This is a genomic window from Aeromonas sp. S12(2024) (genome assembly GCF_041402305.1).
Classification (GTDB): Bacteria; Pseudomonadota; Gammaproteobacteria; order Enterobacterales; family Aeromonadaceae; genus Aeromonas; species Aeromonas veronii.
This window is the reverse complement of record NZ_JBGLRB010000004.1, coordinates 118,701-144,818: the sequence shown is the minus strand read 5'-3', so window position 1 is coordinate 144,818 and position 26,118 is coordinate 118,701. Positions and strand designations below refer to the sequence as shown.

Annotated in this window: 26 protein-coding genes and 1 other RNA gene; 4 read left to right on the top strand and 23 right to left on the bottom strand. The window is 59.1% G+C overall.

Annotated elements, in window-relative coordinates; genetic code table 11:
• Positions 1–5: 5 nt before the first annotated feature.
• From ftsZ to rsmI, 16 genes are all read right to left on the bottom strand, one after another.
• The gene (ftsZ, locus tag ACB035_RS05790) at positions 6–1,157 is read right to left on the bottom strand and encodes a cell division protein FtsZ (RefSeq protein ID WP_005336147.1); all 1,152 of its coding nucleotides are present in this window, start codon (positions 1,155–1,157) and stop codon (positions 6–8) included.
• Positions 1,158–1,196: 39 nt separating this feature from the next.
• On the bottom strand, positions 1,197–2,456 hold the full coding sequence (ftsA, locus tag ACB035_RS05785; protein ID WP_005336148.1) for a cell division protein FtsA: 1,260 nt from the start codon (positions 2,454–2,456) through the stop codon (positions 1,197–1,199).
• Positions 2,437–3,189 (bottom strand): cell division protein FtsQ/DivIB, encoded by a 753-nt coding sequence (locus tag ACB035_RS05780; RefSeq protein WP_005336149.1) that lies wholly within the window; start codon positions 3,187–3,189, stop codon positions 2,437–2,439. The genes ftsA and ACB035_RS05780 overlap by 20 nt, the downstream gene beginning before the upstream one ends.
• Positions 3,190–3,286: 97 nt before the next feature.
• Positions 3,287–4,741 (bottom strand): UDP-N-acetylmuramate--L-alanine ligase, encoded by a 1,455-nt coding sequence (gene murC, locus ACB035_RS05775; protein WP_005336150.1) that lies wholly within the window; start codon positions 4,739–4,741, stop codon positions 3,287–3,289.
• Between the two features lie 111 nt (positions 4,742–4,852).
• Positions 4,853–5,935: an undecaprenyldiphospho-muramoylpentapeptide beta-N-acetylglucosaminyltransferase gene (gene murG, locus ACB035_RS05770; protein WP_371166876.1), complete on the bottom strand. Its 1,083-nt coding sequence runs from the start codon at positions 5,933–5,935 to the stop codon at positions 4,853–4,855.
• Positions 5,935–7,116 carry a cell division protein FtsW gene (gene ftsW, locus ACB035_RS05765; protein WP_005336154.1) on the bottom strand — a complete coding sequence of 394 codons (1,182 nt, stop codon included), beginning with the start codon at positions 7,114–7,116 and terminating at the stop codon, positions 5,935–5,937. Before ftsW ends, murG begins: the two co-directional genes overlap by 1 nt.
• Positions 7,113–8,396, bottom strand: coding sequence for a UDP-N-acetylmuramoyl-L-alanine--D-glutamate ligase (murD, locus tag ACB035_RS05760; RefSeq protein WP_371166875.1), 1,284 nt, complete (start codon positions 8,394–8,396; stop codon positions 7,113–7,115). The genes ftsW and murD overlap by 4 nt, the downstream gene beginning before the upstream one ends.
• Positions 8,397–8,400: 4 nt before the next feature.
• Positions 8,401–9,483, bottom strand: a complete 1,083-nt coding sequence (mraY, locus tag ACB035_RS05755) for a phospho-N-acetylmuramoyl-pentapeptide-transferase (RefSeq protein ID WP_005356635.1) — start codon at positions 9,481–9,483, stop codon at positions 8,401–8,403.
• Positions 9,477–10,832 (bottom strand): UDP-N-acetylmuramoyl-tripeptide--D-alanyl-D-alanine ligase, encoded by a 1,356-nt coding sequence (gene murF, locus ACB035_RS05750; protein ID WP_129503153.1) that lies wholly within the window; start codon positions 10,830–10,832, stop codon positions 9,477–9,479. The genes mraY and murF overlap by 7 nt, the downstream gene beginning before the upstream one ends.
• Positions 10,829–12,361: a UDP-N-acetylmuramoyl-L-alanyl-D-glutamate--2,6-diaminopimelate ligase gene (gene murE, locus ACB035_RS05745; protein ID WP_371166874.1), complete on the bottom strand. Its 1,533-nt coding sequence runs from the start codon at positions 12,359–12,361 to the stop codon at positions 10,829–10,831. Before murE ends, murF begins: the two co-directional genes overlap by 4 nt.
• On the bottom strand, positions 12,294–14,048 hold the full coding sequence (locus tag ACB035_RS05740) for a peptidoglycan glycosyltransferase FtsI (protein WP_005336163.1): 1,755 nt from the start codon (positions 14,046–14,048) through the stop codon (positions 12,294–12,296). The genes murE and ACB035_RS05740 overlap by 68 nt, the downstream gene beginning before the upstream one ends.
• Positions 14,045–14,359 (bottom strand): cell division protein FtsL, encoded by a 315-nt coding sequence (gene ftsL / locus ACB035_RS05735; protein WP_005336166.1) that lies wholly within the window; start codon positions 14,357–14,359, stop codon positions 14,045–14,047. Before ftsL ends, ACB035_RS05740 begins: the two co-directional genes overlap by 4 nt.
• Before the next feature lie 3 nt (positions 14,360–14,362).
• Positions 14,363–15,301: a 16S rRNA (cytosine(1402)-N(4))-methyltransferase RsmH gene (gene rsmH, locus ACB035_RS05730; RefSeq protein ID WP_194495598.1), complete on the bottom strand. Its 939-nt coding sequence runs from the start codon at positions 15,299–15,301 to the stop codon at positions 14,363–14,365.
• Positions 15,302–15,760 (bottom strand): division/cell wall cluster transcriptional repressor MraZ, encoded by a 459-nt coding sequence (gene mraZ, locus ACB035_RS05725; RefSeq protein ID WP_013723406.1) that lies wholly within the window; start codon positions 15,758–15,760, stop codon positions 15,302–15,304.
• 443 nt (positions 15,761–16,203) lie between these two features.
• Positions 16,204–16,590, bottom strand: an RNA gene (gene rnpB, locus ACB035_RS05720) — RNase P RNA component class A.
• A gap of 155 nt (positions 16,591–16,745) precedes the next feature.
• Positions 16,746–17,579: a 16S rRNA (cytidine(1402)-2'-O)-methyltransferase gene (rsmI, locus tag ACB035_RS05715; RefSeq protein WP_362775126.1), complete on the bottom strand. Its 834-nt coding sequence runs from the start codon at positions 17,577–17,579 to the stop codon at positions 16,746–16,748.
• Between the two features lie 199 nt (positions 17,580–17,778).
• On the opposite strand from rsmI, the gene ACB035_RS05710 reads away from it, so the two are divergent.
• Genes ACB035_RS05710 through dolP form a run of 4 tightly spaced genes read left to right on the top strand, consistent with a single transcriptional unit; the run spans position 17,779 to position 21,062 of the window.
• Entirely contained in the window at positions 17,779–19,566 is a 1,788-nt protein-coding gene (locus tag ACB035_RS05710) for a penicillin-binding protein activator (protein WP_371166873.1), read from the top strand.
• Positions 19,508–19,879, top strand: a complete 372-nt coding sequence (locus ACB035_RS05705) for a YraN family protein (protein ID WP_371166925.1) — start codon at positions 19,508–19,510, stop codon at positions 19,877–19,879. Before ACB035_RS05710 ends, ACB035_RS05705 begins: the two co-directional genes overlap by 59 nt.
• 9 nt (positions 19,880–19,888) lie before the next feature.
• Positions 19,889–20,479 carry an SIS domain-containing protein gene (locus tag ACB035_RS05700; RefSeq protein WP_005336275.1) on the top strand — a complete coding sequence of 197 codons (591 nt, stop codon included), beginning with the start codon at positions 19,889–19,891 and terminating at the stop codon, positions 20,477–20,479.
• 4 nt (positions 20,480–20,483) lie between these two features.
• On the top strand, positions 20,484–21,062 hold the full coding sequence (dolP, locus tag ACB035_RS05695; RefSeq protein WP_005336277.1) for a division/outer membrane stress-associated lipid-binding lipoprotein: 579 nt from the start codon (positions 20,484–20,486) through the stop codon (positions 21,060–21,062).
• A 44-nt stretch (positions 21,063–21,106) separates the two neighbouring features.
• On the opposite strand, the gene ACB035_RS05690 is transcribed toward dolP, so the two are convergent.
• The 7 genes from ACB035_RS05690 to rplM form a co-directional block, all read right to left on the bottom strand.
• A complete protein-coding gene (locus ACB035_RS05690; RefSeq protein WP_005336278.1) occupies positions 21,107–21,532 on the bottom strand; it encodes a ClpXP protease specificity-enhancing factor in 426 nt (141 codons plus the stop codon).
• Complete coding sequence (gene sspA / locus ACB035_RS05685; RefSeq protein WP_005336279.1) at positions 21,529–22,158, bottom strand: stringent starvation protein SspA; 630 nt, start codon at positions 22,156–22,158, stop codon at positions 21,529–21,531. The genes ACB035_RS05690 and sspA overlap by 4 nt, the downstream gene beginning before the upstream one ends.
• A gap of 87 nt (positions 22,159–22,245) precedes the next feature.
• Positions 22,246–22,980, bottom strand: a complete 735-nt coding sequence (locus ACB035_RS05680) for a cytochrome c1 (RefSeq protein WP_005336280.1) — start codon at positions 22,978–22,980, stop codon at positions 22,246–22,248.
• Complete coding sequence (locus ACB035_RS05675) at positions 22,977–24,194, bottom strand: cytochrome bc complex cytochrome b subunit (RefSeq protein WP_005336282.1); 1,218 nt, start codon at positions 24,192–24,194, stop codon at positions 22,977–22,979. The genes ACB035_RS05680 and ACB035_RS05675 overlap by 4 nt, the downstream gene beginning before the upstream one ends.
• Positions 24,195–24,196: 2 nt before the next feature.
• Positions 24,197–24,787, bottom strand: a complete 591-nt coding sequence (gene petA / locus ACB035_RS05670) for a ubiquinol-cytochrome c reductase iron-sulfur subunit (RefSeq protein ID WP_005336284.1) — start codon at positions 24,785–24,787, stop codon at positions 24,197–24,199.
• A 295-nt stretch (positions 24,788–25,082) separates the two neighbouring features.
• Positions 25,083–25,475: a 30S ribosomal protein S9 gene (gene rpsI / locus ACB035_RS05665; protein ID WP_005336286.1), complete on the bottom strand. Its 393-nt coding sequence runs from the start codon at positions 25,473–25,475 to the stop codon at positions 25,083–25,085.
• 15 nt (positions 25,476–25,490) lie between these two features.
• Positions 25,491–25,919, bottom strand: coding sequence for a 50S ribosomal protein L13 (gene rplM / locus ACB035_RS05660; RefSeq protein ID WP_005336289.1), 429 nt, complete (start codon positions 25,917–25,919; stop codon positions 25,491–25,493).
• Positions 25,920–26,118 lie beyond the last annotated feature (199 nt).

Below are 26,118 nucleotides of genomic sequence, written 5' to 3'. Positions count from 1 at the left end.
GAGGCTTAGTCAGCTTGCTTGCGCAGGAACGCCGGAATATCCAGGTAATCCGGTTCGCGACGAGCTTGCGGCTCGGCGTTGACCACCTTGGCCGGGGCTTCGTCCATCACGCGGCCTTGCATCATGTCGCTAACCAGCGGCTGACGCACCGGGCGCTCTTGCACCTGGCTGCTCTTGACTAGCGTGATGTCCGGCTTGCGCTCGGCACCGATACCGGTAGCAACCACAGTCACACGCAGTTCATCGTGCATTTCCGGATCGATTACGGTACCCACTACTACAGTGGCGTTCTCGGAAGCGAAGGCCTTGACCGCGTTACCCACGGTTTCGAACTCTTCGATGGTCATGTCCATACCGGCGGTGATGTTGACCAGGATGCCACGGGCACCAGCCAGATCCACATCTTCCAACAGCGGGCTGGAGATGGCTTTCTCGGCCGCTTCTTCGGCACGGTCATCGCCGGAGGCGGAACCGGTACCCATCATGGCGGTACCCATTTCACGCATCACTGTACGCACGTCCGCGAAGTCGACGTTGATCAAGCCCGGACGGGTGATCAGCTCGGCAATGCCCTGTACCGCGCCAAGCAGTACATCGTTGGCCGCCTTGAAGGCATCCAGCAGGGAGATACCGCGACCCAGCACCTTCAGCAACTTGTCGTTGGGGATGGTGATCAGGGAGTCGACGTTTTTGGAGAGCTCTTCGATACCGTGGGCGGCGAAGCCCATCCGCTTCTTCCCTTCGAAGGAGAACGGCTTGGTCACCACAGCAACGGTCAGGATGCCCATCTCGCGCGCCACTTCGGCCACGATCGGCGCAGCACCGGTACCGGTACCACCACCCATACCGGCGGCGATGAACACCATGTCGGAACCGGTCAGCAGCTCACGCAGCGCTTCGCGATCTTCCATGGCCGCATCACGACCCACTTCCGGATTGGCGCCGGCACCCAGACCCTTGGTGATGCCACCGCCGATCTGCAGGGTAGTGTTGGCGCTGGAGTTACGCAGAGCCTGGGCGTCGGTGTTGACGGTAATAAACTCAACACCCTCAATATTTTGACGAACCATGTGCTCGACAGCGTTACCGCCGCCGCCACCTACACCGATCACTTTAATGACGGCTTCGTCAGTGTGGCTATCCATAAATTCAAACATGTTGTCTCTCCGCTTTATTTGCCTGACTCAGCAAAATTCTTAGAACTCGCCACGCAGCCAGTTGCTAACCCGTTTGACCAGGCCACCGACGCTTGCCTTGGCGGCATATTCTTTGTTGCTACCTGTGGCTTGATGGGTGCGGCCATATTGCAGCAACCCGACCGCAGTCGAGTACACCGGTGCCTGCACGTAATCACTCAAACCACGTATGTTCATGGGCTCTCCCACCCGGACCTGGCTCTGGAAGATCTGCTCTGCACACTCCACAATGCCTTCAATCTGGGCAGCGCCGCCGGTCAAGACCACACCGGCTGCCAGCTGATGCTTGACCCCCTGCGCTTTCAACTCGCTTTGTACCCGCACCAGCTCATCATTCACCATGGAGAGCAACTCGGTGTAACGGGGCTCAATCACTTCAGCCAGTGTCTGCCGTTGCAGGCTGCGCGCCGGGCGACCGCCGACACTGGGTACTTCAATATTGTCTTCCTTGCTGACCAGACGACCGAGGGCGCAACCGTAGCGCACCTTGATCGCTTCCGCGTCGAGCGGCGGCGTGCCGAAGGCATAGGCGATGTCGCTGGTCACAGTGCTGCCAGCGTACGGGATCACCTTGGTGTGGCGCAGAGCACCGCCGGTAAACAGCGACATGTCCATGGTGCCGCCACCGATGTCCACCACGCAGACACCCAGCTCTTTCTCGTCTTCGGTCAACACGGCATAGCTGGAGGCCAGCGCGGAGAAGATCAGTTGATCCACACGCAAACCGACCTTCTCCACACATTTCTCGATGTTGCGGGCCATGTCGTTATGGCAGGTGATCAGGTGAACCTTGGCAGCCATCCTTACACCGGAGAGGCCGACCGGATTCTTGATCCCTTCCTGATAATCGATGGCAAACTCCTGAGGCAGCACATGCAGCACGCGCAGCTCATCGGAGAGGCGAACCGACTTGGCGGTATGGATCACGTTGTCCACATCCTCCTGGGTCACCTCTTCATCGGAGATGGGCACCATACCGGTCTCGTTGCGGCAATCGATATGCTTGCCGGACAACCCCAGATAGACCGAGCTGATCTGGCAATCTGCCATCATCTCGGCCTCTTCCACCGCGCGGCGCAGTGACTTGACCACGGAGTCGAGGTCATTAACCCCGCCCTTCTCCATTCCGCGAGAAGCGTGACTGCCCATACCGATGACGTTCAGTTCACCGTCCGGCAATACTTCCCCGACCAGAACCGCCACCTTGGTTGTGCCGATATCCAGTCCGACAATCAAATTCCTATCTGCGGTGTTGGTCATGCACTTTCTCTTCGCTCTTCTTCCAGCCAACTGCCATTCCGGTGTCGTATCGAAGATCCACGTAAGCGACTTGCGCACGGGGTTCGATAACCGGGAAGGCATCGATAAACCGCTGCAACCGGAGCGCAATGTCATTGCGTCCCAGGAACAGCTTGATATTGCCATCCAGGGTCAGTTCCCAGGCATGGCGGGGGGTCAGATTCACCCCCAGCAACTTGTATCCCTTGGCAGCCAGTTGCGACTCGTACTGCCGACTCTCTTTCAACACCCGGGCGGCCTGGTCATCCGGCCCTGACAGCTGTAACAGCGGCGTCTTCACCCGATCCGGGGCACTGAATACCTTGCCCTTGGTGTTGACGAAGCGGTTGCCATTCCAGCGCGCCGCCACATCTTGTTCCGTGAGGTAGATCTTGATCTTGTTCGGCCACTTCTTTCGTACCGAGACCGAGGCCACCCATGGCAAGGCATTGAGCCTTGCCTGCAATTCGTTGACATCCAATTCGAAGAAGTTGCGCAGCTCGGCGCCATCCAGCACGGCCATCCGCAGCTCTTCGGTTTGCAAATACTGGTGTTGCCCCTGCAGCAACAGCTCGCTCATGGGCAACCGGTTGGCATCTGTCAGCCAACCTTTAACATCCAGCGCCGTCCGGTAGCAGCCCCATATCACCAGCAGGAAAAACGCTACCCCTGCGATGAAGCCACCCTTGGTGCGCCCCTGTGCCCTTGCCTCCACCCGATCGATCCCCGTGTAACGCGCTAAACCGGCCTTTGACAGACCGGTTCGCCATTATATAGGCCCCGGCTTGGCGGTCAAAATACTCATTGGGCCCTCAGGCGCCAGATTTCATGCTATCTATGCTCAATTTCATCTCTCCGAGACGACGGGCCAGCGCCCCGACGTTCCCGGCGCCTTGAGTCAGCACCAAATCCCCCTCGCCGATCAGGTCGGCCAGCACGGCTGGCACGTCATCTGGCGTGGCGACGAAGATGGGTTCCAGGTTGCCGCGCGAGCGAATGGAGCGGCACAGTGCCCGTCCATCAGCGCCCGGGATCGGCTCCTCACCGGCAGCATAAACCTCCAGCATCACCAGCACGTCTACCTTGGAGAGCACATCGGCGAAGTCCTCGTAGAGGTCGCGGGTGCGGGTATAACGGTGCGGCTGGAACACCATCACCAGACGCTTCTCGGGCCAACCGGCACGGGCAGCATTGATCGTGACCTTCACTTCGCTCGGGTGGTGACCGTAATCGTCCACCAGCATCGCCTTGCCGCGACCGGTTTCAAACTCGCCATACTGCTGGAAGCGACGACCGACCCCTTCAAATTTGGCCAGTGCAGAGATGATGGCCTCATCGCTAACACCGTCCTCTGTCGCGACAGCTATCGCCGCTGCGGCGTTCAATGCGTTGTGAATACCCGGCAAATTGAGGGTCACCTGCAGCTCACCCGCCTCTTTGCGGCGAACACGGAAGCAGCTGTGGTTGGTGGTCTGGACAAAATCCAGCACCTGCACATCGGCATCGTCAGAGAGACCGTAGGTCAAGGTCGGACGGGCAATCTCGGGCAACATGCCACGGATCACCGGATCATCGATGCAGACCACCGCCAGTCCGTAGAAGGGGAGGTTGTGCAGAAACTCGATGAAGGTGGCCTTCAGCTTGGAGAAATCACCGCCGTAGGTATCCATGTGATCCGCTTCGATGTTGGTCACGATAGAGACCATCGGCTGCAGATGCAGGAAAGATGCGTCGCTCTCATCCGCCTCGGCAATCAGGTAGCGGCTGCTGCCCAGGCGGGCATTGGTGCCGGCACTGTTGAGCAGGCCACCGATGACGAAGGTCGGGTCGCGGTCGGCTTCGGCATAGATACTCGCCACCAGACTGGTGGTGGTGGTCTTGCCGTGGGTACCGGCAATGGCGATACCGTGACGGAAACGCATCAGCTCGGCCAGCATCTCGGCGCGGCGAACCACCGGGATCCGCAGTTCGCGGGCAGCCAGCAGCTCCGGGTTGTCCTGCTTGATGGCGGTAGAGACCACCACCACGCTGGCACCCTCAACGTGTTCGGCACTGTGGCCGACGAAGATGTGGGCGCCCAGTCCGGCCAACCGCTCGGTCACGGCGTTACGAGCCAGATCAGAACCCGTTACCTGATACCCTTCGTTGGCAAGCACTTCGGCGATCCCGCCCATACCGGCACCACCGATGCCGATAAAGTGGATGCGACGCACGCGGCGCATTTCGGGGATCACAGTACGCAGTTTTGCCAGTTCAACCTTGGTCATAATCGTCTCTTTAGTCTGCCGCAGGCCATGTGCCGTCAAAGCGCGGCTGCACGGCGGCATCAATACATACAGGTACAAGGCTGCCCGGTGTCACCGCTGCAACCTTGCTCATCAATCTTTACCATGCGGCCCGGTTGCGAGCTGTTTGCACTCATCCGCAACCCGCTCGGCCGCATCGGTGATGGCGACGCGGCGAGCCGCTTTCGCCATGTTAAACAGGGTCTCCCGGCGACCAGCCAGCCAGGTCAGGCGCGCCGCCAGTGAAGCGGTATTCAGCTCGGACTGGGGCAGAAACTCGGCTGCACCGCCGTCGACCAGTGTCAGGGCGTTACGGGTCTGGTGATCATCCACCGCATGGGGCAGCGGCACGAAAATGGCGGCCACACCGGCGGCAGCCACTTCGGAAACAGTCAGGGCACCGGCACGGCAGACCACCAGGTCGGCCCAGGCGTAGGCGCTGGCCATATCCTTGATAAATTCGCTCACCTCGGCATTGATGCCGTGCTGGGCATAGGCAGCAGAGACAGTCTCGGCATTGCCCTTGCCACACTGGTGACGCACTTCAATGGGCACGCCGGACGCCGCCACCGCAGCAGGTACCTGCTCGTTGAGCACCCGCGCCCCCAGACTGCCACCCACGATCAGCAGATGCAGTGGCTCATCTCCGCTGCGCAGTTGCGGATCCGGCAGGGCGACCACTTCGGGACGTACCGGATTACCGACCACGGCGGTGCGGCGGCTCGGCGCGAAGGCGCCCGGAAATGCCATCAACACCCGCCTGGCGATACGGGCCAGCAACTTGTTGGTCATGCCGGCAGCGGCATTCTGCTCATGGAGCAGCAACGGGATGCCGGAGAACCAGGCCGCCACGCCACCCGGGCCGGAAGCAAAACCGCCCATGCCGAGCACCACATCAGGACGAACGGTCTTGAGCACCTGACGCGCCTGCAGGATCGACTTGACGATGCGATAGGGCGCCACCAGCAGTCGCTTGATGCCGTTGCCACGTACTCCCTGAATATCGATGAAGGAGATGGGATAACCGTGGGCGGGCACCAGCTCCGCCTCCATCCGGTCGGCAGTGCCGAGCCAGTGGACAGTCCAGCCCTGGGCCTTCAGGCGATCGGCCACAGCCAGACCGGGGAACACATGCCCACCGGTACCACCTGCCATCACCAACAGAGTCTTGCTCACTAAACCTCCCGCACGCGCGCCTGGGCTGTCGCCTGACGCAACTCAAAATCGATTCGAATCAACATGCTCACCGCCACCGACATGATGATGAGACTGGAACCACCGTAACTGACCAGCGGCAGGGTCAAGCCCTTGGTCGGCATCATACCGCTGGCCGCGCCAACGTTGACGAAGGTCTGGAAGCTGAACCAGATGCCGATACCGATGGCCAGATAACCGTCATAGAGCCGCTCGGCCACCAGCGCGCGATGCCCCAGCTTGAGCGCCTTGACCGCCAGCGCAAAAATCAGGAACAGGGCGCCCAGCACCCCGACGTAACCCAGCTCTTCACCGAGGATCGCAAACACGAAGTCGGTGTGCGCTTCCGGCAAGTACTCCATCTTCTGGATGGAGTTGCCAAGCCCTTCGCCAAACCAGCTGCCACGACCAAACGCCATCAGCGACTGGGTCAACTGGTAGCCGCTGCCGAACGGATCGGCCCAGGGATCCATAAAGGAGGTCACCCGCCGCATCCGGTAGGGCTCGACGATAATCAGCATCACCACCGAGCCGAGGCCTGCGCCGATCAGGGTCAAAAACTGTCCCAGTCGGGCACCGGCCAGAAACAGCATGCCGAACGAGGTAACGAACATCACCACGGTGGAACCCAGGTCAGGCTGCAACAGCAGCAAGACCGCCAGCACCCCGAACACCGCCAGAGGTTTCAGGAAGCCGATCCAGGCTTCACGCACTTCGCTCTGGCGTCGCACCAGATAGCCGGCCAGATAGACAAACAGCGCCAGCTTGCCAAACTCGGCAGGTTGCAGGTTGAAGGGGCCGAGCGGCAACCAGCGCACCGCACCGTTGACGTTGCGGCCCACCAGCAGCACCAGCACCAGCATCAAGATCGCCAGCAGCAGCATGGGGCCGTTGTGCTGTTGCCAGCGCGCCATCGGCACCTGCAACACAAACCAGGAGATACCGAGCGCCATCACCAGAAACAGGGCGTGACGCTTCACAAACATGAAGGGGTCATCCCCCAGCGCAATCCCCTCGGGAATCGACGCCGAGGCCACGATGACCACCCCGACCGCCATCAGGGAGAGCGCCAGCAGTACCAGCTGCCGATCGTAGAGACCAGCAGGACGCGCCGGTAACAACCAGCGCTGGAACAGACCCGCTGCTGCGCGAAGGGCGTTCATAGCGCCAACACCATCTCGGTGAAGCGATCGCCGCGCACCTCGAACGACTTGAACTGATCGAGGCTGGCACAGGCTGGCGCCAGCAGCACCCAGTCACCGGGCTTGGCATCGGCCGCCGCTTTGGCAACCGCAGCGGCCAGGTCGGCCACCCGTTCGGTCTGCTCGCCCAGTGCCAGCAGCACCTCGGCATCCTGACCGAAGCAGTACATGTGATCGATCTGGTTGCCCAACAGCGCCTGGATCGGGCCAAAATCCTGCCCCTTCCCCTGACCACCGGCCAGCAGCAGCAGGCGCCCCTTGACCGACTCGCGCACACCGGCAACGGCAGCCAGAGTCGCCCCCACGTTGGTGGCCTTGGAGTCGTTGATCCAGCGCACCCCGTTTACCTCGCGCACGAAGCGGGCGCGATGGGGCAAGCCCTCGAAACGACGCAGCACGGTGAGTTGCGCAGCACGGGGAATGCCGACCGCATCGCACAACGCCATGGCGGCCAGCGCGTTGGCCTGATTGTGGGCACCGACGATCTTCATCTCGTCCACCGCCAGCAGTGGTTCACCGTGCAGGGTCAACCAGTAGCGGCCATCCAGCAGGCAGCGGCCATAGCCATTGCAGTCGAGACCAAAGCTCTGCCACACCTGACCCACATCAGGCAGGGTCTGGGCATCATCACGATTGACCAGAATGTGTTTGGAGTGCTGATGGATCTCCATCTTGGCGGCGCGATAGTCGGCCATGCCCTGATAACGATCCATGTGATCTTCTGAGAGGTTCAGCACCACGGAGGCGGCAGCACGCAAACTGTGAGTAGTTTCCAACTGGAAGCTGGAGAGCTCCAGTACGCAGAGATCCATCGGCTGCTTGAGCAGCTCCAGCGCAGGCGTGCCGATATTGCCGCCCACACCGACATTGAGGCCGGCTTCGGCAATTATCTCGCCCACCAGGGTAGTGACGGTGCTCTTGCCGTTCGAGCCGGTGATGGCGATGACCGGGGTCTGGGTCTCGCGCACAAACAGCTCGATGTCACCGACGATCTGCACGCCACACTCGGCAGCCGCTTTCAGTTCGGGGGTCGCCAGCGCGATACCCGGGCTCGCGACGATCATGTGCGCCTGCTTGAGCAGCGCCTCGTCGAGACCGTGAATGAGCTCAACCTCAGACGGCAGTTGATCCTTGCCGGGCGGGTTGGCACGGGTATCCATCACCAGTGGCGTCACGCCACGGCCGAGGAAGTAATCGACACAGGAGAGCCCGGTTTTGCCCAATCCGATGATGATGACCATGGCCTTACCTCACCTTCAGGGTGGCAAGACCCAGCAGCACCAGCACGAGGGTGATGATCCAGAAGCGCACGATGACGCGCGGCTCCGGCCAGCCCTTCTTCTCGTAGTGGTGATGGATCGGCGCCATGCGGAAGATCCGCACGCCGCGCAGCTTGTAGGAACCCACTTGCAGGATCACCGAGACGGTCTCCATCACGAAGACGCCGCCCATGATCACCAACAGGAACTCCTGACGGACCAGCACGGCGATGGTGCCAAGCGCGCCGCCCAGCGCCAGGGAACCAACGTCCCCCATAAAGACCTGGGCCGGATAGGTGTTGAACCAGAGGAAACCAAGACCCGCCCCGACGATGGCGGTACAGACGATCACCAGCTCGGAGGTATAGGGCACGTAGGGAATGTGCAGGTAGCTGGCAAAGTTGACGTTACCGGTAGCCCAGGCGATCAGGGCAAAGCCCCCTGCCACCATCACGGTCGGCATGATGGCCAGGCCATCGAGACCGTCGGTCAGGTTGACTGCATTGGAGGTACCGACGATGACAAAGTAGGTCAGCACGATAAACATCAGGCCAAGCTGCGGCATCACATCCTTGAGGAAAGGCACCACCAGCTGGGTCTGCCCCTCATGGGTTGCAGTCGCATAGAGGAACACCGCCACCGCCAGCGCTACCGCGGATTGCCAGAAATACTTCCAGCGTGCGATCAGGCCGTCGGTGTTCTTGCGCACCACCTTGAGGTAGTCGTCGGCAAAGCCGATGGCGCCATAGGCACCCAGCACAAACAGCACCAGCCAGACATAGGGGTTGTCGAGGCGGCACCAGAGCAGCACAGACGTGAAAATCGCAGCAATGATCATCAGGCCACCCATGGTCGGGGTACCCCGCTTGCTGAGGTGGGACTCGGGACCGTCGTTGCGGATCACCTGACCAAACTTCAGGATCTGCAGACGGCGAATGAGGCGTGGCCCCATCCAGAGGGCAACCCCCAGTCCGGTGATGATCGACAGGATGGCGCGAAACGTCAGGTAGGAGAAGACGTTGAAGAAGGTGAAGTGCGGGGTGAGCAGTTCGGCCAGCCAGACTAGCATGTGGCTGACTCCTGACGGTCTTTGACCATCTCGACGATATCTTCCATGCGGGAGCCACGTGCCCCCTTGACCAGAATCGAAATTTCCTGATGTGTATTTATCATTTGCGCAAGCACTTCAAACAACGACGCCTTGTTATCGAAATGTCGGCCAACCGCGGCATCTGCGGTGTGGCGACTCTCTTCCCCCACTGTCAGCACGGCATCCAGACCGCGCTCGCGGGCATGACGGCCAACCCGGGCGTGTTGCTCGGCAGACTCCTCACCCAGTTCCCGCATATCACCGAACACCAGCACCTTGAAGCCGCTCATGGCGGTCAGGGCATCGATGCCCGCCAGCACGGACTCCACGCTGGCATTGTAGGTGTCATCCACCAGAGTCAGACCGCCCCAGCGCTGCACGCAGAAGCGCCCCTTGACCGGCGCCATCTGTTCCAGCCCAGCCTTGACACAGGAGAGGGATGCGCCGAGGGCCAGACAGCCCGCGGCGGCAGCCAACGCATTGGCCACGTTGTGGCGACCCGGGATCGCCAGAGTCAGGCTCAGCTCGCCTTGCGGGGTCACCATCACGAACTCGGCACAACCCTGAGTGTTGAGAACTACATCGCGAGCATGGAACGGCTGGCTCTGCTCGTCGATGGAGAAGGCGCACTGAATGCCGCGTTCCCGCCACTTCGGCCAGAATTCGTTGTCGGCATTGACGATGGCGGTGCCACCTTCGCTCAAGCCCTCAAAAATTTCACTCTTGGCGTGGAACACCCCTTCCAGCGAGCCGAAGCCCTCCAGATGGGCCGCCGCCACGTTGTTGATGATGGCGGCATCGGGTTTGGCCAATGAAGTAGTCCAGGCGATTTCGCCCGGATGGTTGGCACCCAGCTCCATCACCGCAAACTTGTGTTGCGGTTCGAGGCGCAGCAGGGTGAGCGGCACGCCCACCTCGTTGTTGAAGTTGCCAGCGGTGGCCAGCACTTCCCCTTCGTTGCGCAGGATGGCGGTTGCCATCTCCTTCACCGTGGTCTTGCCGCAGCTGCCGGTAATGGCCAGCACTTTCGGGTTGATGCGCTCGCGCACCAGTTTGCCGAGGCGACCCAGTCCCTTCAGACTGTCGGTCACCACCAGCTGGGGGATGGCCAGCGGCAGCTCACGCTCGACCAGCAGGGCAGAGGCCCCTGCCTGAACGGCCTGTTCGCAAAAATCGTGGGCATCGAAGCGCTCGCCGCGCAGAGCAACGAACAGGGCACCCGCGCCCAAAGTGCGGGTGTCGGTACTGACGACGGTGATCTCGCCGTCGTCACCAATCAGACGGGCATCGAGTACCTGCGCCAGCTCGGCAAGCCTGAGGGTCATCATTTGAATGACTCCAATAATGTGTGCAAGGCGGCCGCAACGGTTTCCCGGTCGCTGTAGTGCCGCTTGTCGGTTCCAATGATCTGATAATCCTCGTGACCCTTACCGGCCACCAGGATGATGTCCTGTTTGCTCGCCTGACCGATGGCCAGCGCAATCGCCTTGACCCGGTCGTGCTCCACCTGCACCGCAGCAGGATCGCGAAGACCCGCCACCATGTCGGCCATGATCCGGGCCGGCTCCTCGGTACGGGGATTGTCGTCGGTCAGGATCACGCGATCCGCATACTGCTCGGCCATGGCGGCCATCATGGGGCGCTTGCCGCGATCGCGGTCGCCACCACAACCGACCAGACACCAGAGCTGCCCTTTGCAGTGCACCCGCAGGGCCTGCAATGCCTTCTCCAGCGCATCCGGGGTGTGGGCGTAATCGACCACCGCCAGCGGCGTATCACCACCGCCAAAACACTCCATGCGGCCGGTCACCGGCTGCAATTGAGGCGCTGTCGCCAGCAGCTCGTTGAAGTCGTAACCGAGCACCAGCATCACGCCCATTGCGGCAAGCACATTGCTGACGTTGAAGCGCCCGAGCAAGGGGGCGGATAATACACCATTCCCCCAGCTGGAGTTAATCTGCGCGCGAAAACCTTGCTGGTGAAAATCGAGCTGCTGCGCCGTTAATTGACGGCCAGAATGGTGTTCAATCGGGCCATCCACACTGAAGGCCACCGCTGCTGGGTATTTTTCGATCCACTTGGCACCCAGCTCGTCATCACGGTTGATCACCGCATTCGACTCATCGACCAGCTGCAGCAACTGCTCTTTGGCCGCGCCATAGGCTTCCATGGTGCCGTGGTAGTCGAGGTGATCCCGGCTCAGGTTGGTGAAAACGGCAGCGGCAAACGGCAGTGCGGCAACACGATGCTGCACAAGACCATGGCTGGAGACCTCCATCGCCACCAGATCCGCCCCCTGCGCTTGCAGCGCAGCCAGATTGGCTTGCACCTGCACGGCGCTGCCGGTGGTATTTTCCGCTTCGATCAAATTGCCAAACAGGCCGTTGCCGATGGTGCCCATCACACCCGCCTTGCCACCCAGCAGGGTGCGCCAGTTGGCGACCAGCAAAGCGGTAGTGCTCTTGCCGTTGGTGCCGGTGATCCCGACCAGATCCAATTTTTGGGCTGGCTGATCGTAGAAATAGCCCGCAAGAGCAGAGAGGTGAGCGGGCAGATCCCGCATCCCGATACAGGAAACCGGAGTCGATGGTGGGATAAATTCACCATCCTCCTCAAACACAACAGCGGTCGCTCCCTGAGCCACCGCCTGTTCGATAAACCGTCTGCCATCCACCTGATGACCACGAATGGCCACGAAGAGCGAGCCGGGGCCAACCCGCCGACTATCCAGCTGGATATCGGTCAGGGTGAGCGCCGGCGCCTGGATACCGAAGGGGCGCAGTAATGCATCAAGTGCGCGGGACAAGAGAAGCCTCCGTACGGGCAAGTTTGGTGGGCACCGCTGGCGGCACCGCATCGGGACGAATATTGAAGAGCTGCAGCACCCCGCCCATGGCCTCTGCAAACGGTGGGGTCGCCACGGCGCCGCCATAATAGGCGCTGCCTTTTGGCTCGTTGATCACCACCACCATGACGAAACGGGGATCACTGGCGGGTGCGAAACCGGCAAACCAGGCCATGTAATCCTTGCCATAGCCACCGGCGACGGCGACCTTGGCGGTACCACTCTTGCCGCCAACCCGATAGCCCGGGATCTTGGCTTTTGGAATGGCGTTGTCGACCACATACTCCAGCGCCTGCAACATGGCAGCGGCGTTGTTGTGATCGATAACTTGCTCACCCTTGGGCGGCGTAGTCACCTTGACGATGGAGAGCGGCACCCGCTTGCCCTTGTTGGCCAGGGTGGCGTAGGCGGAGGCCAGCTGCAGCGGGGTGACCCGCAGACCATAACCGAACGAGAGGGTCGCTCGCTCGATATCGGACCAGCGGCGACGCTGGGGCAGCATGCCGCTGCTCTCGCCCATCAGCCCGCTGCCAGTATCCATGCCGAAACCGAACATGCTGAGGGTGTTGATCATCTCCTGCGCCGGCATCCGCAACGCGATGCGCGACATACCGATGTTGGAGGAGTAGCGCAGGATATCGTAGAGGTTGGTCGCCTTGTGGATACTGACGTCCTTGATCTGCTTGGCACCGATAAAGAGCGGACCACCGGGAATGAAATCCTTCCAGCTGGTGACACCTGCCTGCAAGGCACTGAGCAAAATCAATGGCTTGACGGTAGAGCCCGGTTCGTAGGTATCGGTCACCACCCGGTTGCGTACCCGGAAGCTCTGATACTGGCCGCGGTTGTTCGGGTTATAGGAGGGGGTGTTGACCATGGCGAGTACTTCACCGGTCTTGATATCCAGCATCACCATGGAGCCGGAGGTCGCCTTGTTCTCGTCGGTTGCCCGCTTGAGGGCACGGTAGGCCAATGCCTGCACCCGCTGATCGATACTGAGCTGCAGATCGTTGGCGTTCTTGCCCTCTTTGACGATGCCAAGCCGCTCGATGACGCGCCCCTGACGATCCTTGCGCACCCGCATTTCGCCGGGTGTCGCAGTCAACCACTCGTTGTAGCTGCGCTCGATCCCTTCAATACCGCTGCCATCGATGTTGGTCACCCCCACCAGATGAGCGCTGATCTCGCCGGTCGGATAGAAGCGGCGCGCTTCGGGGCGCAGGTAGACGCCACCCAGCTTGAGCCCCTTGATATATTCCGCCACCGCAGGAGTAACCTGACGCTGCAGATAGACGAAGCGCTTGCTGGGGTTGGCGATGCGGTGTTTGAGGGTATTGATGTCGAGCTTGAGCACGGCGGAGAGCGCCAGCCAGGCTCGCTCATTATTGATGGCACCGGATTCATGCACTGTCTTGGGATCGGCCCAGACCGCTTCGACCGGCACAGAAACCGCCAGCTGCTCGCCGTTGCGATCGGTGATCATGCCGCGCACCGCTTGGGTAGAGGTGGTACGCAGGGAACGCATGTCCCCTTCCTGACGCAGGCGATCCGGATTGATCACCTGGATCCAGGCCAGACGCAGGATCAGACCCACAAACGCGATGCCGATAAACACCGCAAGCGTGCGAAAGCGCCACGGATAGATCGATGGCGCTTTGACATTCGCTTTGGCAGCTTTGGCTGTAGCCTTGCGTTTCATGGTTGGGTAATTACCTTCTCGGTGGTCACCAGCGGACGACCCATCTGCAACTTGTCCATCGCCAGACTCGCCACCCGGGAGTGTTCAGCCAGGGTGCCCTGTTCCAACAACAGGTGGCGCCATTCGATATTGAGGCGATCCTCTTCTGCCATCAGATCGTTCTGCTTGGCCGTCAGACCACGGGTCATGTTGGTCACCAGGATCACGGCAAACGCGGTCACCAGCACGGCGACCGACAGAAAAATCTGCAGCTTGTGCCGCCAGAGATCGGCAACGATCTCCTTGGCCAGATGAACACGCACTTCGCTCATCGCTTACTCCGCCAGCCGTTCGGCAACCCGCAGCACCGAGCTGCGTGACCGGCTGTTTTCAGATACTTCATGATCAGAAGGCTTGAGTGCCTTGCCGACCGACTTCAATTTGCGACCGCCAGCCAGCTGGGCCTCGGTCAACGGAATGCCGTAAGGCACTTCCGGCCCCTTCTCGTGCTTGCGGATGAAATGCTTTACCAATCGGTCTTCCAACGAATGGAAGCTGATAACCGACAAACGGCCATTTGGTGCCAGCACCTCCAGCGCACCGTTGAGTGCGGTTTCGATCTCGTCCAGCTCGCTGTTGATATAGATGCGAATGGCCTGGAAACTGCGGGTTGCCGCATGCTTGCCCTTCTCCTTGCTCGGATTGACCCGGGCAATCATCTCCGCCAGTTGACGGGTGCGCACATAAGGCTCGGTCACCCGGTCGTGCACAATGGCACGGGCGATCTTCTTGGCAAAACGCTCCTCACCGAAGGTCTTCAGCACCCAGGCGATGTCATCCACATCGGCCTTGGCCAGCCACTCGGCGGCGCTCTGACCGGAGGTGGGGTCCATCCGCATATCGAGCGGACCATCTTTCATAAAGCTGAAGCCGCGCTCGGCATCATCCAACTGGGGTGAAGAGACCCCCAGATCCAGCAGAAAGCCATCCACCTTGCCCAGCAAACCGCGCTCATCCAGATAGGAGGCAATGCCAGAGAAGGGGCCGTGCACGATTTCGAAACGGGGATCCTGGATCTTGGCCGCTTCGGCGATCGCCTGGGGATCGCGGTCGATGGCGATCAGGCGGCCATTGGGGCCAAGGTGCTGCAGGATCAGACGAGAATGACCACCACGGCCAAAAGTACCGTCGACGTAGACACCGTCCGGCTTGATGGCCAGACCTTCAACGGCTTCGTGCAGCAGCACTGTGATGTGTTCAGCGGCTTGGGTCATTTATAAAGAGAAATCCTGTAGTCGTGGTGAGCTTGCCCAATCGTCCCCGGGCAGACCCAAGATGTCGTCATTGACCTGTTGTTGCCAGCGGGCTTCATCCCACAGCTCAAACTTGTTGAGCTGGCCCACCAGCATGATTTTCTTGTCCAGCCCCGCATGGTTGCGCAGTGGCTGACTGAGCAGCAGACGGCCATTGCCATCCAGCTCGCATTCGGTTGCATGTCCCAGCAGCAGTCGCTGCAAACGGCGCTCTTGCGGATTCATGCTGGAGAGAGTCTTGAGCTTGCGCTCGACCTCTTCCCATTCATTCAGGGGATAAAGCAGCAGACAGGGATGGGCAATATCGATGGTGCAGACCAGCTGGCCGTCGCTTTCATCGCGCAGCCAATCACGGAATTTGGTCGGAATTGCCAGCCGCCCTTTACTGTCCAGGCTGATGGCATGAGCGCCACGCAACAAATTGCAGTCCCTGAAGGTGAGTGAGCAGGCAGATTGCCCCTCTAAAAACCACTTTGATCCACTTTTCCCCACCTTGAAGTTTAAGGACGTGCAGGGGGCTTTTCAAGCAAGGAGATGGGACAGAGGGAACATATTGACGCAGCAATTGCATACCGCGGATTGAGTGGGTTGATTTTCCACAAGTTATTTGGCGTTAAACTCTGGTGATTAATTGAAATAAGTGAATGAACTGAGAACATACACAATATGTGGGTGCGAACAACCATCCTCGGTTCTATCACCATCTATCGCTGCCATCGTGCCAAATACAAAACTATTCGATTGATTTAAAACATATAATTTCATTCAAAATGACAAGGTCGAAAATATCCTGCCAACGAAGCCATATTTTCTCATGCATAAAAAAAGAGCCCCGCGATAAATCGCGGGGCTCTTCGGAATGAGGTCGGAGTCGGCCTGTAAGCCGGGTTCTGTACCGGGTTGCCCCGGGTAGCAATCATTCCTCTAGGCCAGCAATCGCTCACTGGCTCAAGCAACCTACCCGCCCCCAACGCGGGCCGCGCCAATAGGGGCCTATTTGGTCTTGCTTCGGGTGGAGTTTACCGTGCCACGAACTGTTGCCAGTCGCGCGGTGCGCTCTTACCGCACCCTTTCACCCTTACCTGATCCCTTGCGGGCCATCGGCGGTCTGCTCTCTGTTGCACTGGTCGTAGGCTCACGCCCCCCAGGCGTTACCTGGCACCCTGCCCTGTGAAGCCCGGACTTTCCTCCCCTCCGCCCGTCTGTCCCGAGGGACACAACGACGAAGCAGCGATTGCCCAGCCAACTCCGAGGCGCGGATTATAGCCTTGCGATACGCACGGGGTAAACCGGCAATTCCCGTTTACAGCCATTTATCGCGCTTTGGCCCCGTTTACAGGCTGAATGCTTGTCAGTACGGGGGATTGTGCAGGTCAGAAAACAGCCTTACGGCCGATTAACCGACTCAATAGTGCTCGAGACCGTATTTATAGAGGGCATTCTTCTTCACACCGTGGATCTCGGCGGTCAGGGCAGCCGCTTTTTTCAGTGGCAGTTCGGTCACTAGCAACCCAAGGGTACGGATCGCTTCTGCTGGCAGATCCTCTTCCTCTTTGGAGGCGCCAGCCACCACCAGCACGATCTCGCCGCGGCAGCGGTTGTCATCTTCACCAAGCCAGGCCAGCATTTCGGAGGCTGGCAGACCGTGGATCGACTCAAAGGTCTTGGTCAGCTCGCGGCACACCACCACCTGACGCTCGCCGAGAATGCGAGCAATCGCTTCCACTGTATCCTGCACACGGCGCGGAGATTCGTAAAACACCAGCGAACGGGTATCTTCGATAACGGCTTGCAGGCGATCGTCACGTCCCTTGCTCTTGGCGGGCAGGAAGCCTTCAAAGGCAAAGCGATCAGTGGGCAGACCGGCCGCGCTCAGGGCGGTAATGGCGGCACAGGGCCCAGGCAGCGGCACCACCTTGACCCCGGCTTCACGACAGCGGGTGACCAAGTGATAACCGGGGTCGCTAATAAGCGGGGTGCCGGCATCGGAGACCAGCGCAACACTCTTGCCCTCTTTGATCCGGCCGATCAGCACATCGGCTTTCTGCTGCTCGTTGTGATCGTGCAGGGCGAAGGTCGGCACCGAGATTTGGTAGTGGTTGAGCAGGATACCGGTATGACGGGTATCTTCGGCTGCCACCAGATCGACACTGCGTAAAATGTCCAATGCACGCTGGGTGATGTCCGCCAGATTGCCGATCGGAGTGGGGACTATATACAGGGTTGGGATGTCACTCATGGGATCTCCGAGTGCCCCGACAATTGTGTCGCCATATTGGCCCGTTTACACTATGGGGAACTTCAACACTGGTCGGGGAATGAACTTGAACCGGGTTACAAAGCAGCTAAGTGTATCACGACTCTTCGGCATCATACTCGCGGCAGTACTGCTCGCCGCCTGTGCGTCGGAGCCCAATCAACCGTCAGGGCCGTCAGGCATGCCCTCTGCGTTCTCCAATCTGACCAAGAATGCCCAGTGGTATCTTGAGCAGGTGGACCCCGCCAAGCCGGCCGAAGCCTTTACCTGGCAGATGCTGGCGGCACGCAGCTATCTGGCGCTGGGCCAGGCCAAACCGGCCTCGGCACTGTTCCAGCAATTGCAGAAGCAGGCCAAGGATCCCGTTCAGAAGGCGCAGTTGCAACTGCTGCAAGCCCATCTGTTGCTGGCGCAAGGCCACGCCAATCAGGCGCTGATCCTGCTGGAAGGCAAACCTGAGGTGGTGCTGGATGCCGATACCCAGAAGGATTGGTATCGCCAGCGCGTCGTGCTGCAGCTCGACATCAACAACAAGTTTGGCGCAGCCAAGTCGTTGATTGCACTGGAGCCCTACCTCAATCAGAGCGAGCAGGCGACCAACCATCAGCAGATCTGGTCGTTGCTGAAAAGCATGACCCCTTCCACCCTGCAAGCGCTGGAAGAGGCTCCGGCCCCTGATGTGACCACCGGCTGGTTGCGACTGGCGGCACTGGTCAACGAGTTTGGCGCCCAGCCGAACCTGCTGGCCCGCCAACTGGCAGGCTGGAAGCGCGACTTCCCCAACCATCCAGCCCAGAAGGATATGCCGGCAGGATTGGGCGATCTGGCTGCCACTGCCAGCACCTCGGTGCAGCAGATCGCAGTGCTGCTCCCCCTCTCCGGCAATCTGGAGCCGCAGGGCGCCGCCATCCGTAACGGTATGCTGATGTCTTATAAGGAAAATCAGGGGCAATTCACCCTGAACTTCTACGACACTCAGAGCAAGTCGACCGGCGACCTTTATAAGCAGGCGATTCAGGAAGGGGCAGACATGATCATCGGCCCGCTGCTCAAAGATCGGGTCGAGGAGCTGCTCAAGGCCAATCCGACCGTGCCGGTACTGGCGCTCAACGAGCTGGACAAGCCGGTCGTCAACGACACCACCTACTACTTCTCCCTCTCTGCCGCAGCAGATGCCGCGCAGGCAGCCCAGTACCTCTACACCCAGGGCTACCGCAAACCGCTGCTGATCGCCGCTCAGGGGCGGATCGGTTACAGCAGTATCAAGGCGTTCGAGCAGAGCTGGGCCACCCTGAGCCAGGATAAGCCGGTCGTTGCCACCTTCGGTGCCCGCAACGAAGTGCAGGGGATGGTCAAGAATGCCCTGAGCGGCCGCTCTACCGCCCGTGCTGGCGAGGTAGTGCAACTCTCTGATGCCGCACCGCGCAGCATCGATGCCGTTTATGTGGTGGCCAACAGCCTGGAAACCCGGATGATCAAGCCCTACGTGGATGTCTCGGTCAATCCGATGGGCAGCCTGCCCATCTACACCAGCTCCCGTGGCTACGACAGCGCAGCCACCGAGGTCGCCTCCGAGCTCAACGGCATGCATATCGCCGATATGCCGCTGCTGCTGGGCGGCTACGAGAAACAGCGCGAGCAGATCGCCCTGCTCTGGCCGCAGACTCAGGGTGACCTGCTGCGTCTGTTTGCCATGGGCTACGATGCCGTCAGTCTGGCTGAGAACCTGCAGCAGATGCGCAAGGTGGGCGGCATGCAGCAGGCCGGCATGAGCGGTCAGCTGAGCGTGGATGCCCAGGGCAATATCGTACGTATGCTGAGCTGGGGTACTTACCAGAACGGCAAACTGGTCGACGAGAACGCCGTTCAGCAACTGGAGGAGCCCTCCAATGAAGGAACTATGGAAACGGATGCGCCAGCAGTTGCCGAGCCTGTTCCCCTCACCAACGAGCAAAGGACAGCACTTTGAACAAGTCGCTGAACGCTGGTTGCAGGCCCGGGGCCTGCAACCGGTAGCTCGCAACTACCGCTGTCGTGGCGGTGAAATAGATCTCATCATGCACCAGGGCCAGACCCTGGTGTTTGTTGAGGTGCGCTACCGGGCCACCGGCAGCCATGGCGGGGCCGCCAGCTCGGTCACCCGCAGCAAACAGCGCAAGATCATGCTGGCAGCGCGCCACTATTTGAAGCAACATGCCATCAACGAGGCCAATCAGGCCTGCCGATTCGATGTGATTGCGTTCGAGGGCGACCAGCCAGCCTGGATCCAGAACGCATTTTAAGAGGACCCTATGACTGACCGCATCAAAGAGAACTACACCGAAAGCATCCAGACCAAGATAGCCGCCGCCGAGGCGCTGCCGGATGCCATCCATACTGCAGCCCAGATGATCACCATCTGCCTGCTCAATGGCCACAAGGTGCTGGCATGCGGTAACGGTCCTTCTGCCGCACTGGCGCAACTGTTCATCTCCGAACTGGTCAACTGCTACGAGACACAGCGCCCCTCCCTGCCCGGCATGGCCCTGACCCCGGACATGGCGACCATCAGCGCCATCGCCACCGATCACGGTTTTGAAGAGGTCTACGCCAAGCAGATCCGCGCGCTGGGCCAGCCTGGCGACATTCTGGTGGTCATCACCACCTCCGGCCACAGCCGCAGCCTGATCAAGGCCGCCGAGGCGGCCCTCTCCCGTGACATGACCATAGTGGTGCTGAGCGGGGGGGACGGGGGCGAAATGGCTGGTTTGCTCGGCCCGAACGATGTGGAGATCCGTGTTCCCTCCGCCCGTCGCCCTCGCATTCTGGAAGTGAACCTGTTGACCCTGCACTGCCTGTGTGATCTCATCGACCAGACACTTTTCCCGCAACAGGAAGATTGAAACCATGAAAAAGCACACTATCCTGCTCGGTCTGCTGGTTAGCACCCTGCTGCTGCAAGGCTGCGCAGCCCTGGTTGTTGGCGGCGCCGCAGGGACTGCCAAGGCCTCTGGCGATCGCCGAACCCTGGGCGCGCAGTGGGATGACCAGACCATCGAGCTGAAAGCGGCCAATCTGCTGGCCGACAACAAACCGCTCAGCGCAGCCAGCAAGATCAGCGTCTACAGCAACAATGGCCGCGTCCTGCTAGTCGGCCAGACACCTTCTGACGTTTACAAGATTGAGGCGGGCAAAATTGTCAGTCGCATCGAAGGGGTCCGCCACGTCTACAACGAATTGCGCATCGGCCAACCTGCCAGTTTCACCACTCGCAGCAATGACTCCTGGATCACCTCCAAGGTGAAAGCCGACATGTTCGGCACCAAGAACTTCGACAGCACCAAGGTCAAGGTGGTCACCGAGAACGGCGAGGTGTTCCTGATTGGTCTGGTGACTCGCCAGGAGGGAGAGCAGGCAGTCAACATCGCCCGCCATGTCACCGGCGTGAAGCGCGTGATCAAGGCCTTCGAATTCGCCCAGAACTAAGCTCGACCGCACATAAAAAAACGCAGCCAATCGGCTGCGTTTTTTTATTTGATCACCTTCAGGGTCGGACGACCGCTTGGACGCGGCGGTTCCGGCTCAGGCTCCACCGGCGCTTCAGCCTGCTCCAGCCAGATATCGTAACCCGGCTCGGGCGGGAACATGGTGCCCACGCCGTTCTCCCGGGCATGGATAGCCAGCACTGCCGCCATCGGGATGTAAACCTGCTGGGAGACGCCGCCAAAGCGGGCACTGAAGCTGATAGCCTCGTTATCCATGTGAAATTGCATCACGGCTCGGGGTGCGATATTCAGTACAATTTGCCCGTCCTGAGCAAACTGCATCGGCACCATCACATGGGGAATGTTGACGTTGACCACCAGATGAGGGGTCAGATCGTTGTCCAGCAACCAGTCAAAGAACGCCCGTAACAAGTACGGGCGGCTCGGTGTCATTGTCGGTTCCATGCTCATACGCCAGCACGGATCTCGCGTTCGGCTTCGGTCAGGGAAGCCTGGAAGGACTCACGCTCGAACAAACGAACCATGTAGGCCTTCAGCTCTTTGGCGCCACGACCGGTCAGGTCGATGCCAAGGCTCGGCAGACGCCACAGCAGCGGTGCCATGTAGCAATCCACCAGACCGAACTCTTCGCTCATGAAATAGGGCATTTCACCGAAGATCGGCGCGATGGCCAGCAGGTTGTCACGCAGTTCGTTGCGTGCCGCTTCAGCATCGGTACCGGCCATGATCTTGTCGGCCAATGAGTACCAGTCCAGTTCGATGCGGTGCATCATCAGACGGCTGTTACCACGGGCAACCGGGTAAACAGGCATCAGGGGCGGATGCGGGAAGCGCTCGTCCAGATACTCCATGATGATGCGCGAGGTGTAGAGTGCCAGCTCACGATCAACCAGGGTCGGTACAGAGTTGTACGGGTTCAGCTCGGCCAGCTCATCCGGCAGATTGGCTGGATCAACCTGGCAGATATCCACGCTAACACCCTTCTCCGCCAGGACAATACGCACCTGATGGCTGAACATATCGTTGGCACCGGAAAACAGCGTCATTACCGAACGCTTATTGGCAGCTACAGCCATTGAACCCTCCCGTCATTAAAAAGCAGAAACGGCAATGAAGCATCTTGGTCTTCATTGCCGTGCATTATATTACCCGGATCTGGTCGCTTAGTGAACGTCGCGCCAGAATTCCTTCTTCAACAGCACAGTGAAGATGAAGAAGATCACGATGAAACCAAGCACCCAGAAGCCCATACGTTCACGCTCCTGTTGTACCGGTTCAGCCGAGTAGACCAAGAAGTTTACCAGATCCAGTACCGTCTGATCATACTCTTCGTCATCCATTTCACCATTACCGTCAGATTTGATGCTGACAACCTGCTGGGTTTCCACTCCGTCGACCGTGTGAGTAGCGAACTCTGCACGGGGGGTTCCCTGCAACGGCTCCAGCACATGGGGCATGCCCACGGACGGGAACACGGCGTTATTCACCCCGAACGGACGGGTCTCATCCACGTAGAAGGAACGCAGATAGGTGTAGATCCAGTCTGCACCGCGCACCCGGGCAACCAGAGTCAGATCGGGGGGCGGCGCACCAAACCACTTGGCGGCATCCTTCTCTGACATGGCGCTCTTCATCAGGTCACCGACCTTTGCGCCGGTGAAAATCAGGTTCTCTTTCATCAAATCTTCGGGGATCCCGAGATCTTCTGCGACCCGGTTATAGCGCTGATACTGGGTGGAGTGGCATCCGGCGCAATAGTTCATGAAGGTGGCCGCGCCGCGTTGCAGCGATGCCTTGTCACTCAGATCGTAATTGGCTTTGTCCAGATGAACAGCTCCGCCACTTGCAAATACCAGAGATGGCAGCAGGGTCAGCACTGCAAATATTATTCTTTTCATTTAAATGTCACCCTCTCCGGCAGCGGCTTGGTGCTTTCATTCTTGCTATAGAAGAACAGCAGGACGAAGAACCCGAAATATCCCAGTGAACAGATCTGGGCAACCAGCGTCAACGTCGGCGTCGATGGCAACACCCCCAACACCCCCAGGATGATAAAGCAGACCACAAACTGGGCAATGTTCAGCTTGTGCAGCATGCTGCGATAACGCACCGAGCGCACCTTGCAGCGATCCAGCCACGGCAGCAGGAACAATACCACGATGGAGAGACCCATCATGATGACGCCAAGCAGCTTGTCAGGCACCGCCCGCAAAATGGCGTAAAACGGCGTGAAGTACCACACAGGCGCAATGTGCTCCGGGGTTTTCAGGCCGTTGGCCACTTCAAAGTTCGGCTTCTCGAGGAAGTAACCCCACATATCCGGTTTGAAGAAGATGATGGCGCAGAAGAAGAACAGGAAGCCTGCCACACCGATCATATCCTTGACGGTGAAGTAAGGGTGGAACGCCACCGCATCCAGCGGCCAGCCGTTTTCGTCCTTGTGCTTCTTGATGTCGATACCGTCCGGGTTGTTGGATCCTACTTCGTGCAGCGCCAGAATGTGCATGGCAACCAGCATCACCAGCACCAGCGGCAACGCAATGACGTGCAGCGCAAAGAAGCGGTTAAGGGTCGCACCAGAGATCACGTAGTCACCGCGGATCCACAGGGTCAGATCGTCACCGATGACCGGAATGGCGCCAAACAGCGAGATGATGACCTGAGCACCCCAGAATGACATCTGGCCCCAGGGCAACAAGTAGCCCATAAAGGCTTCCGCCATCAGCACCAGGAAGATCAGCATGCCGAAGATCCACAGCAGTTCACGAGGCTTCTGATAAGAGCCATAGATCATGCCGCGGAACATGTGCATGTAGACCACGATGAAGAATGCAGACGCACCGGTTGAGTGCATGTAACGCAGCAACCAGCCGTACTCCACATCGCGCATGATGTACTCCACGGAGGCAAACGCACCTTCCGCGGAGGGGTTGTAGTTCATGGTCAGCCAGATACCGGTGATGATCTGGTTGACCAGCACCAGCATGGCCAGCGAGCCGAAGAAGTACCAGAAGTTCAGATTCTTCGGTGCCGGATACTTGGCCATGTGGTCGTTGTACATGGCCGTGAGCGGGAATCGATAATCGATCCAGCCCATCAGTTTACTCAACATGGTCAGGCCTCCTTGCCATCGGCACCGACCTGGATGGTGGTGTCATTAATGAATTGATAGGGCGGAATGACCAGGTTCAGCGGTGCAGGCACCCCCTGGAACACACGGCCGGCCATGTCGAACTTGGAGCCATGGCACGGGCAGAAGAAGCCGGACGTAACGCCCTGCACCTGCTCGCCAAAGCTGTCAGGCAGATAGGAAGGTGAACACCCCAAGTGGGTGCAAATACCGACCGCGACAAAAATTTCGGGCTTAATCGATCTGTACCCGTTATGGGCATAGTCAGGCTGCTGCGGCTCTTCAGATGAGGGATCCCGCAGCTTGTCATCATGCGCGGCCAAGGCATCCAGCGTCTGTTTGGTGCGTTTCACCACCCAGACAGGCTTGCCTCGCCACTCGACACGGATGAGCTGACCCGGTTCCAACTTGCTGATATCGACTTCAACCGGCGCACCGGCTGCTTTGGCCTTGGCGCTCGGATTCCATGACTTTATAAACGGCACTGCGGTAAACGCAGCTCCTACCCCACCAACGGCAACCGTTGACCAGGTAAGAAATCTGCGGCGACCGGTATCAACTGGCGCATTGCTCATCCAAAAACTCTCCCATGTGGACTCCGCACATTCTTATAGTGTCCCTGTTCCCCATTTTTCCCGTGACAACAGCGGCGGAAGCTGGATTTACAATTGCCACAGAAAACAGGGGAAATTTTAAAGAAAAGATAACAACTTGACAAGAAAGAGCGATGAGCAATGAAAACAATAAAGAAACAATTTTTTGTCTTTTGTGACGCGTGGTTAGCATTGATGTCGGTAATATTACCAATAAAAAAAGCCTGGCGGTTGCCAGGCTTTTTTGACACTCGAAAGAGTGAGTACCAAAAGCGAATTAACGCTTGGAGTACTGCGGACGCTTACGAGCTTTGTGCAGACCAACTTTCTTACGCTCAACCTTACGGGCATCACGAGTAACAAAGCCAGCTTTACGCAGTTCGGAACGCAGGGTTTCGTCGTACTGCATCAGAGCACGAGTGATACCGTGGCGGATCGCACCAGCTTGACCGGAGATGCCACCACCGTTAACGGTGATGTACAGGTCCAGTTTCTCGGTCATCTCAACCAGTTCCAGCGGCTGACGAACTACCATGCGGGCAGTCGGACGGCCGAAGTACTGCTCCAGGGAGCGCTGGTTGATTACGATCTTGCCGCTACCCGCTTTGATAAATACGCGAGCAGTGGAGCTTTTGCGACGGCCGGTACCGTAGTATTGATTTTCTGCCATGTTGCCAGTTCCCGATTAGATATCCAGTACTTGAGGTTGCTGAGCAGCATGAGCATGCTCGGCGCCTGCGTAAACTTTCAGTTTACGGAACATGGCACGGCCCAGAGGACCTTTCGGCAGCATGCCTTTGACGGCTGCTTCGATTACCATTTCCGGTTTACGCTGAATCAGCTTGTCGAAGCTGATTGACTTGATACCACCCGGGAAACCGGAGTGAGCGTGGTACATTTTGTCGGTAAATTTCTTACCGGTTACGTGTACCTTCTCAGCGTTTACAACGATGATGTAATCACCGGTGTCAACGTGCGGAGTGTACTCAGCTTTGTGCTTACCACGCAGACGAGCAGCGATCTCGGTTGCGATACGACCCAGAGTTTTACCTTCTGCGTCCACAATGTACCAGTCACGTTTTACGGTTTCTGGCTTGGCAACGAAAGTTTTCATTAAGTTAAACCCAATTACCTGTTACAGACCCAATTGCTTATGGGGGCTCTCCCACAAACAACAAACGATGGCCTACCTGTACCCCTTCGAATACAAGTAAAGCTTAAAGTGTTGCTGTCTTATCGACAGCTGTAACGTGGGCCGAGCGATTATAAGTGAAGTTGCCTTAAATATCACCTGCTAATTTCACTGCCATGAA

Coding starts and splice junctions, on each gene's coding strand:
- ftsZ (WP_005336147.1), bottom strand. CDS start 1,157: ATGTTTGAATTTATGGATAGCCACACTGACGAAGCCGTCATTAAAGTG.
- ftsA (WP_005336148.1), bottom strand. CDS start 2,456: ATGACCAACACCGCAGATAGGAATTTGATTGTCGGACTGGATATCGGC.
- murC (WP_005336150.1), bottom strand. CDS start 4,741: ATGACCAAGGTTGAACTGGCAAAACTGCGTACTGTGATCCCCGAAATG.
- ftsW (WP_005336154.1), bottom strand. CDS start 7,116: ATGAACGCCCTTCGCGCAGCAGCGGGTCTGTTCCAGCGCTGGTTGTTA.
- murD (WP_371166875.1), bottom strand. CDS start 8,396: ATGGTCATCATCATCGGATTGGGCAAAACCGGGCTCTCCTGTGTCGAT.
- mraY (WP_005356635.1), bottom strand. CDS start 9,483: ATGCTAGTCTGGCTGGCCGAACTGCTCACCCCGCACTTCACCTTCTTC.
- murF (WP_129503153.1), bottom strand. CDS start 10,832: ATGATGACCCTCAGGCTTGCCGAGCTGGCGCAGGTACTCGATGCCCGT.
- murE (WP_371166874.1), bottom strand. CDS start 12,361: ATGCGGTGCCGCCAGCGGTGCCCACCAAACTTGCCCGTACGGAGGCTT.
- ACB035_RS05740 (WP_005336163.1), bottom strand. CDS start 14,048: ATGAAACGCAAGGCTACAGCCAAAGCTGCCAAAGCGAATGTCAAAGCG.
- ftsL (WP_005336166.1), bottom strand. CDS start 14,359: ATGAGCGAAGTGCGTGTTCATCTGGCCAAGGAGATCGTTGCCGATCTC.
- rsmH (WP_194495598.1), bottom strand. CDS start 15,301: ATGACCCAAGCCGCTGAACACATCACAGTGCTGCTGCACGAAGCCGTT.
- rsmI (WP_362775126.1), bottom strand. CDS start 17,579: ATGAGTGACATCCCAACCCTGTATATAGTCCCCACTCCGATCGGCAAT.
- ACB035_RS05710 (WP_371166873.1), top strand. CDS start 17,779: ATGCCCTCTGCGTTCTCCAATCTGACCAAGAATGCCCAGTGGTATCTT.
- ACB035_RS05705 (WP_371166925.1), top strand. CDS start 19,508: ATGCGCCAGCAGTTGCCGAGCCTGTTCCCCTCACCAACGAGCAAAGGA.
- ACB035_RS05700 (WP_005336275.1), top strand. CDS start 19,889: ATGACTGACCGCATCAAAGAGAACTACACCGAAAGCATCCAGACCAAG.
- dolP (WP_005336277.1), top strand. CDS start 20,484: ATGAAAAAGCACACTATCCTGCTCGGTCTGCTGGTTAGCACCCTGCTG.
- ACB035_RS05690 (WP_005336278.1), bottom strand. CDS start 21,532: ATGAGCATGGAACCGACAATGACACCGAGCCGCCCGTACTTGTTACGG.
- sspA (WP_005336279.1), bottom strand. CDS start 22,158: ATGGCTGTAGCTGCCAATAAGCGTTCGGTAATGACGCTGTTTTCCGGT.
- ACB035_RS05680 (WP_005336280.1), bottom strand. CDS start 22,980: ATGAAAAGAATAATATTTGCAGTGCTGACCCTGCTGCCATCTCTGGTA.
- ACB035_RS05675 (WP_005336282.1), bottom strand. CDS start 24,194: ATGTTGAGTAAACTGATGGGCTGGATCGATTATCGATTCCCGCTCACG.
- petA (WP_005336284.1), bottom strand. CDS start 24,787: ATGAGCAATGCGCCAGTTGATACCGGTCGCCGCAGATTTCTTACCTGG.
- rpsI (WP_005336286.1), bottom strand. CDS start 25,475: ATGGCAGAAAATCAATACTACGGTACCGGCCGTCGCAAAAGCTCCACT.
- rplM (WP_005336289.1), bottom strand. CDS start 25,919: ATGAAAACTTTCGTTGCCAAGCCAGAAACCGTAAAACGTGACTGGTAC.